The sequence below is a fragment of the Pseudoalteromonas sp. NZS71_1 genome (assembly GCF_015864305.1).
GTDB lineage: Bacteria > Pseudomonadota > Gammaproteobacteria > Enterobacterales > Alteromonadaceae > Pseudoalteromonas > Pseudoalteromonas arctica.
The window spans coordinates 84368-98330 of sequence record NZ_JADYXM010000004.1 but is presented as its reverse complement, the minus strand read 5'-3'; the positions used below and the strand labels follow the sequence as shown (position 1 = coordinate 98330).

Genomic DNA, 13963 nt, shown 5'->3' with positions numbered 1-13963 from the left:
TTACCCTAGGGCACGCACTAATCCTTGGGTATTTTGTTTAAGTGTTCGGGCAATCATTAAATAGCCTAAACCAGCCACAAATACACCGCCAGCTACCGGGCCAATAATCCATATATGCGGATGTAACTTACCTGCTAAATCAAACATTTGTTGCTGCACAATTAAAAGCGCTATATCACTAAAAAATGCAGCAACTAAGCCAGCTAAACCGCCGAGTAATAAAAACTCGTACAAGGTCGCGTTTTTAATTAATCGGCTTTTAGCGCCAAGCGTTCGCAGTATTACAATTTCTTGCATACGCTCACCTAAACTAGCTTGCACTTGCGATATAAGTACAAGCGCGCCACACAGCACAACAATTGCAAGTACAAAGCCAATGGCGAGTGATACTTGCGAAATAGTTGTTTGTATTTGCTTAACAAAGTTATCAATATCAATCGCTGTAATAGTAGGGTAAGTACGCAATAACTGGCTAAAATCACGCTTTTGATCTGGGTTTATACGTACCGACGAAATATACGTTGCCGGAAAATCTGCAAGTACATCTGGGCTTAAAATAATAAAAAAGTTAGGTTTAAGCGTGGCCCAATTAACTTTGCGCACACTGGTGATTTTAGCGTCGAACGACTGCGAACCAATTAAAAATGTAAGCGTATCGCCTATCTCAACATCTAAACGCTCAAGCATCGACTCCTCTACTGAGGCTTCAGCCATCGCATTTTCACCAAACCACGTGCCTTGTGTTACTTCATTTTGGTCAGGCACATCTTTAAGCCATGTAAGGTTTAGCTCGCGGCCAATACCTGCACGTGCTTCTTCGTCTTTTTTCTCGTTGTCTTGCAGCGATACAGAACGTGCTACCAACTCGCCGTTTACCGCATTTACGCGTCCACGAATAGTGGGATAAAACTCTGATACCTGAATATCTTTTTGTGCTAAATACTCATTAATTGGCTCAAGCTCATTTTGCGTAATATTAACTAAAAACGCATTAGGCGCATCGGCAGGAAGTTGCGACTGCCAATCAGATATCATGTCGTTTTTAAGTACCACTAAAAACAGCAGTAATTTAATCGCTAACGAAAAACTAATTAACTGTACCGCGTTCACATTTGCACGCTTTTGAATAGATGCAATTGCAAGCGACCAACTGTTACCTGGCTTAAGCCCTAATTTTCGACCGCCACCAAATATTAATTTAGATATCAAAAACAACACACCAATTAGCGCAAGCGTTGAGGCAAACAAAATAAGCGTTATTTTTATGTTGTTACTAAATAACCACATTAATAAAAACACGGTTAGCGCACTCATGCCTAAATGCACACGACTTACTGCCAACTTGTCACCTAAGTTACGGCGCAGCACTCTAAGCGGTGGAATATCAAATAAATCAAATAACGGTTTAATAGAAAACATAACGGCACAAATTACGCCAGTACTTATAGCCACCAGCCAAGGTTTAAAGCCACCTAAAGGTAGCTCTGTGCCCATACTTTTTGATAAGTAACTTGTTGCTATTTCTTGCAAGCCATAACCAATTAACAGCCCAATACTTACCGCCATTGCACATACAAGCAATAAATGGAGCATGTATATTTTGCGGATCATTGAACGGCTACCGCCTAGCGTTTTCATCATCGCTACTGGATCGTATTGGCGTTCACAATAACGTTTTGCTGAAACGGCTATAGCCACTGCGGCTAAAATAATACCCAATAAGCCAGCGAGCAATAAAAAGCTCTCTGCGCGGTTTAAACTATTTGAAATAGGTGATTGACGGTCTTTAACGCCGTACCATTGTTGGTTTTCTTTCATTTGTGGTTTGAGCCACTCGTAAAAGCTATTTATATCGGCCTCACTACCTGCATAAAGTTGGCGATAATAAACACGACTACCCGGCTGCACAACTTCGGTTTTTGCCACGTCGTCAATATTAATAAGCACGCGGCGGCTGCTCGAAAATACATTAAATGGCGCATCGGGCTCTTCTACAATAACTTTTGAAACATTAAATAATGCAGCGCCAAGCTCTACTTGCGCGCCTATATCAATATTTAAACTGTAAAATACTGATTCACTTAGCCACACATTACCAGACGTTGGTCCGCTATTAGCAACCTTAGTTTCACCTGTTAAGGTATCCTTAACTTTTAACTGCCCTTTTAACGGGTACGCATTAGATGCCGCTTTTACTGAGCTAAACTGCATTTCATCATCGGCAAACAACATAGTGTCGAAGTACACCATTTGCGCCGTTTTTAAATTTTGGCTCTGTGCTTTAGTAATAAAAGCAGTGTCGAGAACATGATCGCTTGCAAGTACACGGTCTGCTGCAATAAAAGCACTGCTTTTTTGCGCAATACTTTGCCCTATTCGCTCAGTAACCATAGACAGTGTAAGCACGGTTAAAACAGCAAGGGCGATAGCTGCGCTTATAACTGTTAGCTCACCACGGCGAAATTCTCGCGAAAATAACTTAAGCGCTAACTTAACCCACATTAGCAACGTCCTCTACTTGGCTTTTTACCAGTAAGCCAGCTTCTATTTGAATAATGTGCTCACATTTTTGTGCAAGCCCTTCATCGTGAGTAACCAAAATAAGCGTAGTGCCGTGTTGCGTGTTTAAATCAAATAATAACGACTCAATCATTTTACCGTTTTTGCTGTCTAAATTAGCCGAAGGCTCATCAGCAAACAATATTTTAGGCGTACCAATAAATGCTCGCGCAATAGCAACACGCTGTTGTTCACCGCCAGAGAGTTGCGACGGGTAATGGTCAATTCGATGGCTCAAGCCTACTTTTTCAAGTAATGCAATTGCTTGCTCTTTTGCGTCACTTTCACCAGCAAGCTCTGCTGGCAGCATAACGTTTTCTAGTGCAGTTAAGCTTTGTACTAACATGAACGATTGAAACACAAATCCAATTTTAGCCGCGCGCAGTGCAGCACGCTCTTCTTCATCTAAATTGTGTAATGGCTCGCCATCTAAAAATATTTCGCCGCTGCTTGCGGTATCCAGCCCTGCTAATAAACTGAGTAACGTTGATTTACCAGAGCCCGACGTGCCAACAATAGCAACAGACTCGCCATGCTTGACATTAAAGCTGATGTCGCTGAGGATGGGCAGCTCACCTTCAAAGGTAGAGACTACTTTAGACAAACCATTAACCTGAATTATATTTAATTGAGAAAGCGCTGACATATGACTCATTCAATCCTTCGTTTAGTATTCATTTTATTTTTAGTTATCAAACCGCTGAGTGCAGTAGCCGACAACACGATTTTAATACTCGGTGACAGTTTAAGCGCAGCCTACGGACTTCGACAAGAAGAAGGCTGGGTAAAATTGTTACAAGATAAATACGATGACGAACAAGCCGACATTGAACTTATCAACGCCAGTATTAGTGGCGAAACATCTGGTGGAGCCCTACGCCGTTTAGATGCATTGCTTGAGCAATACGAACCCACTCATGTACTTATTGAGCTAGGTGCTAATGACGGTTTACGTGGTTTTCCAGTCAAAAAAATGCAAACTAACTTAACGTCTCTTATTCAAAAAAGCCAAGCAGCTAATGCGATGACCGCCTTAATGGAGATTTACATTCCCCCTAATTACGGTCCGCGTTACAGCAAAATGTTTACAGACACTTTTTCGCGCGTTAGCGAAGAAACAAATGCGCATTTAATGAACTTTTTTATGCTCGATGTTGCTGGTCAACCTGAGCTAATGCAAAACGATAGTTTACACCCTAACAAAAAAGCTCAGCCATTAATACGAGATGAGATGTATGACTCGATCAAAAAGTGGTTAAATAAAGACTAGCCAATTAATACACCGCAAGAGTGCCTTTTTAGGTCTCTTGCGTAATAAACACCCAAACAAACAATCGCTTATTGATTTTTAAAAAAATACACGTACTATTGCATACAAATCGGTATGTGGCGCAGCTTGGTAGCGCACTGTCATGGGGTGGCAGGGGTCGAGAGTTCGAATCTCTCCATACCGACCATTTTAATCCTCCAAAAACAACACCTTAAACCCAATTAAAAATAGTTCGTAATAACACTGTGGTAAAACAGTGGTAATATTGTGGTAAAACTATTTTGCGTAAATATATCCTTCTATCACTCGTAGACTTAACTGCAATTACTCGCTACCTTTAATTATTATTTAACTTAAGGCGTACAAGCATGCACATTTTTTTAATGCTTGCCAGTATGATCATTGGCTTATCAATTGGAACCAATTTAACTTGGCTTCTTGGTTTGCCTGCTATGTTACTTAGTTTGCTATTCTTAAATATGGGTTCTGCGGCATGGCGTGAAAGACAAGAAGCCTTCGCATTGTTTTTTGGCTTATGCTGTGGCGCACTTATCTTTGTCTCTAATTTAATATGGTAGGTTGATTGTTCCAATACTCTGTTAAAAGCCCTCTTAATTGAGGGCTTTTTATTTCTACCACTCACCTAAATTTAAAGCTACATACGCTTTATGGTAAATAGCATTTATCTTGCTCTGTATCTCGTCCAGCTTTTCGCGCTTTTGCTTCCCGTCTAAATTGTCATTATCATTTATCGCTTTTTGGATTTTTCGTAATTTAGAGATCATGCGCTGAACTTTAGCCAGCGTTGCTTTAGAGCGTAATTTTTGGCCGTCTTTTTCTATAAGCTCTTTCTGCCTTGCTGTATCGCCCAACTCCATTGCGCGCTTATAGCTTCCGTAAGCCTGGTTAGCCGCATCTAATGCCTCGTAAAAATCATTGGAAAACTTAGTGTTAGTTTTTGGCCCGCTACCTTGATAAAACGCTTTGATTACAGGATAACGGCTAACTGGCGTATCTGGTGACTCCTTCCCTGTTATTTGACGCGCCACAATATCACTCGCGCCCAACACGTAACCACCAATCGTACCTGAATAACCTTTAATCAAATGTTCCACTTTTTTAGGTGAAACACCAAACTGTTGCGCAATTGCCTTGGCTGTGTCACTTGTATATGCGTTGTAACGATCCTCAGCTTGTTTGTTTTGGTCGGCCATCCCTTCAATAGGCGAACCTTTAAAGAATGATTTATTAATCATCACTTCTGCTGCAGGCAATACCATTTGCGGTATTGGGTTTAATGCCATTGTATTAAATACAGCGTTAGCAACTGCTTTGCCCAGGTCCTTATTTGTTTGCGTTCCCGTTCCGTAATGGAACATGCGCTCTGGCATGGTGCCAAAAATAATACCTAGCTCAAACGGTTTAGGTATTCTTATGTGCTCACCATCAGCGAAAATATGCCAGTTCATATCTTTATCCCAATCAGGCAATTGCTGGTATTCTTCATCGTCATCATTCATTGCGGCCAAGGCCAAGCTAAACGCAGCAACCTTAATGCCTTTCATTGCTAAGTTCGCACTAAGCACTCTCAATACTCGATCATCACTGCTTGCTTTTGCTGCTCTAACTAGCTTACTCATGCCCTGCAAACGTGCATTAAAAAAAGGCAACATATCAATCATGGTGCCAATAAGTTTAAAGTTACCCTTCAAGCTATAATCCATTAAATCCTTACTTTCATACGCTGCTTGCCGTTTACTTTTACCTGCTGCAAGCGCCGCTTCATAAGTACTTAGTCGGTTTGCATTTTCTACCTTATCGCTGATCCCTCTGTATTTTTCTAGTAGCTCTGCGCCGCTATTAAGAACGGTATCAAGATAGCCGTCTATTTCATTTGAAGTTAATCCCTTACTGCGAAGTGCCCGCCTTGTTTGCTGCGCTGCTGCTTCAGGATCCGCGCCATGAATATAGCCGCCTTGGAATGCAGCACCGCTAAATATTAAATCGCGATAGGCTTCATCTTCTTTAAATGCTTTTTTAAGTCCTTTTATGCTGTCACTACCAAACGTAAAGCCATCTTTATTGATCATCCAAGCATGAGCCGCATCACGTACAAAGTTTTTAAATATAAAGTCTGGGGATAAGGTTATACCTGCTGTTAAAAACCGTTTTGCGCTTCGCCCCATTCTGTTGAATAAGCTCTGGCTGCCAGCATCATTTATTTGAATTAGCGCTCTTAGTAATGCAGGGTCACTTACCATATAAGCCTGTGCTTTACCGTTACGCATTACCTTTACACGATGTAGTTTATTTAGGTCTTGCTGGCTCAAGTTGGCTATTTCTTCGCTTGCCTCTGCCTGCATATAATCAGTCCCTACAAGATTGTCGGTTACCTCTTGCATAGCTTTATTTTTTAGGGAAGCATCTAGCAACGTGCTTTGACGGGATATTATATTCTCAAGCAGATCTTTAGTTGATTGCTCACCACCTTTAAGCTCTTTAATTTTAGCTGACTGGCTGGCAATACCTTTACGCATATGCGGCTCTACTATCATGCGTTTAATATCGTCTAGCTCGCCGTCTGTTTCTCCCATATCACGGAAAAACGGTACGTAGTATTCTTCATCAAAGCCACTGCGTTGCGAGCTACTTAATAAACCTGCGCCCTGTGCCACATCAAGAATGGCAGAGTTTACTTTGTTGTATTCTTGCCGGGTCTGCTCAAACAGTTCTTCTTTACCATTAGCTAATGCTTTTAATTCATCAATATCAGTTTGGGTTAAGTTGTTTTCTCGCCCTTGCACCTTTAATTTTTCAGCGCGGTTTGCGCCCATCCATGCAAGCCAATTGTTTAGGTCATCTCCTACCATGCCAAACACTTCAAGCAAGCCTTTCGTGTTTTCTTTGCGCTGAATAATGCCATCTTTCCACACTGGTGCACCGTAATTAAATACACCATGCAATACATCCGATAGTCCGCTAGCTAAACGAGCGCTAACATAGCCCTGCTTATTAGGATCAGTTACCCCCGCACTCTCCTCTGCTCGCTTAATTCCGGCTAAACCATCAAACACGCCCTCATTTAAGCGCTGCCAAAATGATGAGCTTTTTAGCGTATCAACGGTTTCGCTTGCTTTAGCTTTGGCTTTATCGGCTATGGTTTCACGCGTTTGCTCTTGGAGTCCTAGCTTTTGTTTCGGTGTACGGGTATCTTCTTCGACTGTGCGGCTAAATTTTTTATCTGATTGGCTATATGCCAAGCTCGAGCTCTGATTGCTTGATGTTTCACGTTGCGCTTTAAATCCTTTAACTATGCTTTCTAGCATTGCACGCATTGCTGTTATTTCATCATCCTCACGATAAACAACGCCAAGCTTATCAAGTTGTGCACGCACAAAGCGTTTAAGTGCATTCCACCAATATTTAACTTCGCCTTTATTTGGTTCGCTCTCTACAAAGCGGGCAAATATTTCTTCAGCTTTAACGTCCTGGCTTGCATCCCAATAATCGTTGTTTGCATCCTTCCAGTACTTTTCAAATGCTTTGCGGCCTTTAGTTTTTTTAATTCGATCAATAAACTCTTGTTTGGCCTCTTTACCAATAACCGTATCAAGTCCACCATGCGCGATAGTTTCATGCGCCAATGTTTGCCTAAGATCCTGCATGCTTTCAATATTTTCTGCTATCACATAAACAGTTTTACTACTTTCACTGTAAGCTCCTTTTACATTTGAGCCATCTAAGCTCATACGCCATAACTTCTCTGCAGTTTTAGTGTCCTCAATTACATTCGCAGTAATGCCGCTAGCACCTTTTAAACCTTTGATAAACTTATCTGCTATTAATTGCGCCTCATCTGCACTTATTTTTTTGGCATTGCTTGCTTTTTTAGACTTAGAAAATAAACGTATTCCATCGTTGGTATTTTCGTTTTCCATAGTGTCGAACAAGGTCTGGTAAGCAGAGTTTATTTTGTCTTGCTCAGTTTTGTTTGGGTATGGGTAGGTGTTATCTGATTCTAAACCTAGTGACTCCGCAGCAGTCCACGCTTCATCAAACACTACATTTGCAAGGTAATCGTTAGTTATGCCTTGCTGTTTTAATTTATCTATAATGTAAGTTTCAAATGATCGCGCTGTCATTTCGATAGTCGTTGCCCAATAAGCTTTAGAACGTCTGGTGTCTAATTGCTTTGAGCGCTCAGGCAATCCGCTTTGCACGATGGCATTTCTTACATGTTTAAAAGCGTTTGCCATTTCAGGGCGAATTTCATCTGTGGATAGTGTGTACGGCGACTCAGTTATAAACTCTTTGTTAGGCCTTTGCTTACCAAAGTAGTTATCCAGTGCGTGCCACCATTCGTGCGCTAGAGAACCTGCACCGGCTTTTTTAGTAAGATTAATAACAACGCTGTTTGGTTCGTAATGTGCAGCTGCAGGATTTTTACCACCTTTACCGCGCGCACCAAATGCAAGCCCTAGCTTACCGTTTAAACTTAATGCTTTTGGTGGTAAGTCTAATGCTTCAGCTAAATCCATTAGTCCATCGTAAGCTTGGTTTAGATTCTTTTGGCGCTTAGCTTGTTCTACCCAATTACCAAACTCTACACCTCTAAACCCAAACGTTTCACCAAACGTATCGGGCGTTACATTTTCAGCATAGCGTTCTGGCCCTATGCGTTCGGCATTAACCGGCTTACGCATACTAGGTGTTTCTTTTATTTTCTGTAGCGTTTGCTCGACTTCTTGACGGTTATTTTTAAGATATTCTCTGGCGGCAGTTAAATCGTTAAATGATTTTATTTTTAAAACACCGCTTGCACCTTTCCACCCTAAATAAATATCTTTAGTGTATCGGTCACGATAAACACTGATTTTACTTTTTTTACCGTTTGTAGCATTAGAGCCATCGGCTTGGTCCGCTTTAATTACTTTAGTTAGTAACGCCTGTACATCACTTAGCGATTCACTAGCACCATCATAAATAGGACGCCCGTTTCGCTCTATAAAGTAAAACACCTTACTAGGCGAGTATGTTTTACCCCCAAATACAGAGAAACTGCCAGAATTTATACGGTAGCCAGAAACGGTTTTTAATGTTTCAGTGTCGGCCTTTGCAATAGAGGGGAGCGCGTCAACAATTGCCGATAAGTTTGAGCTGTGATTACGCATTCTTTGTATAACGCTTGCTACATCACGCTCGCCGCTCATTAAGTCTGATGCAAACGATTTTAGGGTATTAACTTTTTCTGCCCATCTTGCAACCTTACGAGCAACTCGTGGCTTTGGCGGTATTTCACTTCTCATTGCAGCAATTAGCGCTACTGACTCCGCACTAACTCCTTTTTCTACAAGCTCTTTGTAATTAGGTTCAGGCCATGCCTTGCTTAATGGTAGCTCAGTCGTGCTTTGCTGATCTTGTATTGCCTCACTAAAACCGCCCCATGCATCTTTACGTGCGCCGCCAAGCTTTTCACCAAAGTCATCAATGCTTTCTTGTAGGCTAGCTGGTTTTGGCTTGCTTGATAGTTGCTTGACTGCTGCTTGGCTAGTTTCCGCTGGGATCGTGTCGCTCTTATTTTTAGGTGGGGAGCTTTGCTTTTGCTCTTTTTGAATGTAATAAACAGCCCAAGATAGCGCATCTATTTTTTTACGAGTCTTGGTGTCTAGCGTATAAATTCCGTCTTTTACCTGATTTTCGGGATCGTTGCTCAGCTCTTTAATCCAAGCATCTAGCTCATTAGCTGTATAGTTTTTCGATAGCTCAACACGGTCCCAGCCATAAGCCTTCCGATTTTCAGGCAAAGAAAAACCGCTCTTAGGCGGCTCTGCATTTTTATTTGGCTTAATCGTGTCTGGCGGTGGCGCTTTATCATAGCCAAACTCTTTACGTAGTTCGCTGTAAGCTTGGCGATTAATGCTTTGCGGTGTATCGCTATTAAACTCTTGATACGTTTCAAAGGAAGATTCCGCAAGTGCTTTATCAATGGCTGGTTCATAACCTTCTTCTATTTTAGCCATGGCAACATCAAAGCCTGGCGAGCCCTTTTTTGGCCCCTGTTTCTTAGCTTCGCTTTGCAGCCATTTACGTTTAGTTGTTTTTAGTATTAGTGGGAACTCTCTCGTTTGCTCAGGGGTTACCGGCTCTTGCTCAATTAATTTACCATTACCATTACCAGCAGTTTCAATGCCTTCTTGGTCAACTAATTTACCAATATCGTCATTTAATTTACTTGAAGTGGCAGCTTTACCATTATCTGTGGCAGTTGATTTACCACTTTGCTTGCCTGTATCACCCTGTATTTCAGTACTGGGCATTTCTTTGGCCAATAGTACCAACTGCTCAATTGGCGCATTTAAGCGGATTACTTTTATTAGCTCGCCTTTTTCGCGGGCGGCTAACCACTGATGATGGCCGTCGAGTACATAGCCGTCATTCGATACAAGTATAGAGCGGTTGCCACCCTCAAGCTCCATTGCCTTTTTAACTTTGGCTGGTGAAAATTCTTGCTGCGTTGGCTTTAATGACTTCGCTTGCACTTCATTTTTTTCACTGTCGATGTCACGCGCTTTCATAAAATTGACCATAGCGCCGCGATTCTCAACTTTGATCTGTGGCATTTCTGAACGCGGTATATTTTTGGTACCACTCTCCTTCGTAAAAGATTGCCATTCATCATCAATCATTTCACCTGCGATATTTTTACCTTCTTCGCTCTTTACTTGTTCCGCATCAACGTTTAAAGATAAAGCTTCGCCTTCTTGTTGGTCTAGTTGCTCTTGATCGCCCTGTTCATTTTGCGCAACTGTATCAGTTTCAGGACTTTGCTCCGATGCTGCCTGTTCTGGATCTTGCTTAGCGCTATCATCGCCTTTAATCGTCCAGCCGAAACCATTATCAAAACTTACCGCTTTTGTTTTTTGGCCTGTTCTGCGTGCGGCGCGCGCTTCTTTGCTCAATAGCGCATCACGTTTCGTCTTAAATGCTTCACCATTTTTAGCTACGTTAACGCCGCTTTCGTTATCAGCAAAAACAATATTTTTTTGTGGTAATAAGTTTTGCGAGTCTTTACCGGCTTGCTTAACCTGCTCTGCTGCACGTTGCTGAGGCCGACCATCTTCACCAAAAATAATATCTTTTTGTTCAATGCCTTTAGGCTGCGACTCAAGATCAGCTTGTTTTTGTTCACGCATTTCACGGTTTTTAGTTTGACCTGTTGTTGGCAACTTGCCTTGCTCTGGCACTATCTGACCATCTATAGGTGCATTGTCTATGCCTTGCACATTTTGCGCGTTCTGTGCTTCCTGCGATAACAACTCGCCTTCATGCTGGTATTTAATCGGGCTAAAACGGTCTTCTGGCGTTGGTGACTTGTCAAGCGCTGCCGCTTTTACTCGCTCATCTACTGTAGGCGCATTATTACCTGCATCTAAATCCCATAACGATTGCTGTACGGGACTTGTAAGCATATCGCCATACTGACCGGCCGATTTTGCTGTTTCATCAAAGCCTGCCTGTCTTGCGGCTGTTGGTGCATCATAATCAACTTCATCATTTTTAAATTCTGGCGTTTGCGTATCTTCTGGTACCGCTTGAGCTTGTTCGGCTTGTAGTTCCGCTTGCTGCGCTGGCTCTGCCGCCGCTGTAAATACAGGATCATCAATATCAAACTTTTCTTTCATGGTACGGGCAACAATCGCTGAGGCTTCAACCTCTGTAAAGCCTTGCTTTATTGCTGAGTCATACTGCTGCTTTTTAACTGTTTCAATGGCTTCTTCTGGTGCTGCGCCTGCTTCTACAAGCTGATCAACACCTTCCTTAACGGCTTCTGCTGATTTTTGTTGATAGCCCATAACCTTTTGCGCCGTTTCTGAGCCGGTACGCATAACACCGCCAACCAAAAGACCACTCACAAAGGCTTCATCTAAACCTTCAAATTCATCAATACTTTTACCTGCGCCCCATTGCGCCAAAGCTTCTTGCCCTGTTTCGGTTAAGCCTTCACCTACAGCACCTTTGAATATGCGCTTAGCAAAACTTGGATCGCGTACAGCATCAACAAGCTCGCCCTTGCCCATTCGTTTGGCCGTTTCGACTACGCCATCTTTTAAAATGTCTTTACCAAGTTGACCCATGCTAACCTTGATACCTAAACGCTCAAGTAACATTTGGCCGGCACCGGATGCCACGGCTTTAACTTCGTCCTTTTCGCCTTCTGGTTGTTTCTCGTATGCTTCGTTAGACAAACCGCCAGCCATACCAAACGCACCAACACCGGTAGCCGCGCCAGCCATATAAGGCAAAGAACCTGCAACTAGCTCGCCGGTGTAACTACCTAAACGGCTAAGACCATCAATGTCCTTATATGATTTTACTGTTGGCTCGTATGATTGTTGCTCTTTAACGTTGCGATCAATCCCTTCTTGAGCCCATTTAGATAATTTACCGCCTTGGCCTATAGTGCGGCCTATAGCGTCTGTTTGTTCTTCTTCTGGTACACCAACGTCAGTAAAGCCCTTAACCGCTCGATAGCCTAGCTCTTGTACTTTATCAACACCCGCGCCAAATGCTGCAGACAAACCGCCTTCTGCTTCTGGCTGGCTAGGCTTTATAAGTCCACGGTTTACCGCTTCGTCATACATGGCTTTGTGCTTGCCTTTTAATAGTCCGCGCTCGTTAGCTTCAATTAATAGTTGTAATTTATCTGCCATGTTATTGCGCTCCTAACGAACCGGTAAGTTGTTGTAGTAATTCATCATCGCTAAGGTCGGCCATGTTAGCGCCGCCCTGCTCTTGCTTGAGTGATTGGCTGCTAGGTGATGCGCCATAAGACTGTTGAAGCTGCTCGATGCGGGTTTGATAAAGCGCCTTAACTCTGTCTTTAGCTTTTTCTCTGCCACCTTCGTCTAGGTAGTCTAAGTCTGATCCGCCTTCTATTTTGGCAAGTGCTTTGGTCATTTCATCTTGAATAGAGTTAAGTTGTTTTTGGTAGTCGTTACTGCTACCACGGCTTGAGCTGGCTTTTGTGCCACGGCCGAAATTTGCAGCAACTTCGTTCCCCATTTTGTCCCAGTATTCCGGACGTTCTATCATATCCGCCATCATTGCGCGTGTTTTTATGGTGCCAACTAGCTCTTTAGGCGTGTAGGTCATTACAGGATCATCGCCCTCAGACGTTCGGCCTTTGGTCATTGGCTTGATTTCTTTTGCGCCATTTTCATAGGTAACTTGTAACGCCAGGGCAACGCTTCCATCTTCACGTTCTGCCGGTACAAAACCAGCAAAATCCACACTCGCAATTTTTGATTTTACGGTTTCATCATACTGCCCAACGGATGAATCTATCTTGTCTTTAAATACACCGTTAAATAATTTAATTGTTTCTGCCGAATTAGCCTCGGCCATATTTCCGCTTTTAATAACGGTATCAAGCTTTGTGCTTAATCCTTTTACCGCTTCACGATATTCAGGCTTCATGTAAGTACGCGGGTCCATGCCTTTGTTGCGCGAAAGTACATCGTTTAAATCTTCCGGTATTTGGCCTGTTTCTCTGAATGACTGCCACGCTACAGGTATTGCCTGCTGATCTTGTTGCCACTGAGCCTGTTGTGATTGAAAATTTTGCTGCCACTGTCTTTGTTGCTGGTTAGCTTCTAGCGTTTTATTGCGATATTCACTACCTTCATTAGCTTGGCTTTCACGCCATTTAACGTCCTGCTCGCGGTTTTGAATGCGCTCATTATCAAGCTGAGCTTGTCTATCAAGGCCGTCTTGATAACGCTGATCGTTTCGCTTATCCATATCAGCAAGGCGAGCTTTATTGTCCTTGCGTGATTGATGGCGTTCCATCATTTCAAAGCCCTTTAACGCCCCGTCTACAAATGCGCCTGCCATACATTACCCCTTAAAGTGAACCCGCAACAAAACCAACCGCCGCACCAATAGCTGTTCCCCAGCCAGGCATTATTTGAGTGCCAATCATTGCTCCAGAAGCGGCACCGCTCATCTGCGAACTTTTCTGCTGCTGGTCTAAGTTTTCGTTAGTCATATCGCGGTTTTGTTCCATATCAGATAGAGATTTAAGCGAGCCTGTGGCCTTGCTTTTTGTGCTCTGCCCGGCCTGCATGATTGAAT

At 42.7% G+C, this 13963-nt stretch carries 7 protein-coding genes and 1 tRNA gene; 3 read left to right on the top strand and 5 right to left on the bottom strand.

The genetic code is table 11. The features are described from left to right. Positions 1 to 2502, bottom strand: coding sequence for an ABC transporter permease (locus tag I6F43_RS08080; protein ID WP_197101788.1), 2502 nt, complete (start codon positions 2500 to 2502; stop codon positions 1 to 3). After that, positions 2492 to 3205: an ABC transporter ATP-binding protein gene (locus I6F43_RS08075; protein ID WP_008137049.1), complete on the bottom strand. Its 714-nt coding sequence runs from the start codon at positions 3203 to 3205 to the stop codon at positions 2492 to 2494. The genes I6F43_RS08080 and I6F43_RS08075 overlap by 11 nt, the downstream gene beginning before the upstream one ends. Between I6F43_RS08075 and I6F43_RS08070 the strand changes: the two genes are divergently transcribed. The 3 genes from I6F43_RS08070 (at position 3206) to I6F43_RS08060 (ending at position 4407) form a co-directional block, all read left to right on the top strand. After that, on the top strand, positions 3206 to 3829 hold the full coding sequence (locus tag I6F43_RS08070) for an arylesterase (protein ID WP_165735410.1): 624 nt from the start codon (positions 3206 to 3208) through the stop codon (positions 3827 to 3829). Between the two features lie 110 nt (positions 3830 to 3939). Further along, a tRNA-Pro gene (locus tag I6F43_RS08065) sits at positions 3940 to 4016 on the top strand. A 181-nt stretch (positions 4017 to 4197) separates the two neighbouring features. Then, a complete protein-coding gene (locus I6F43_RS08060) occupies positions 4198 to 4407 on the top strand; it encodes a hypothetical protein (protein ID WP_197101786.1) in 210 nt (69 codons plus the stop codon). A 54-nt stretch (positions 4408 to 4461) separates the two neighbouring features. On the opposite strand, the gene I6F43_RS08055 is transcribed toward I6F43_RS08060, so the two are convergent. Genes I6F43_RS08055 through I6F43_RS08045 form a run of 3 tightly spaced genes read right to left on the bottom strand, consistent with a single transcriptional unit; the run spans position 4462 to position 13955 of the window. Then, complete coding sequence (locus I6F43_RS08055; protein ID WP_197101783.1) at positions 4462 to 12540, bottom strand: LPD38 domain-containing protein; 8079 nt, start codon at positions 12538 to 12540, stop codon at positions 4462 to 4464. 1 nt (position 12541) lies between these two features. Beyond that, the gene (locus I6F43_RS08050) at positions 12542 to 13723 is read right to left on the bottom strand and encodes a hypothetical protein (protein WP_197101781.1); all 1182 of its coding nucleotides are present in this window, start codon (positions 13721 to 13723) and stop codon (positions 12542 to 12544) included. Between the two features lie 10 nt (positions 13724 to 13733). Beyond that, positions 13734 to 13955, bottom strand: a complete 222-nt coding sequence (locus I6F43_RS08045; RefSeq protein WP_197101779.1) for a YMGG-like glycine zipper-containing protein — start codon at positions 13953 to 13955, stop codon at positions 13734 to 13736. Positions 13956 to 13963: the final 8 nt, after the last annotated feature.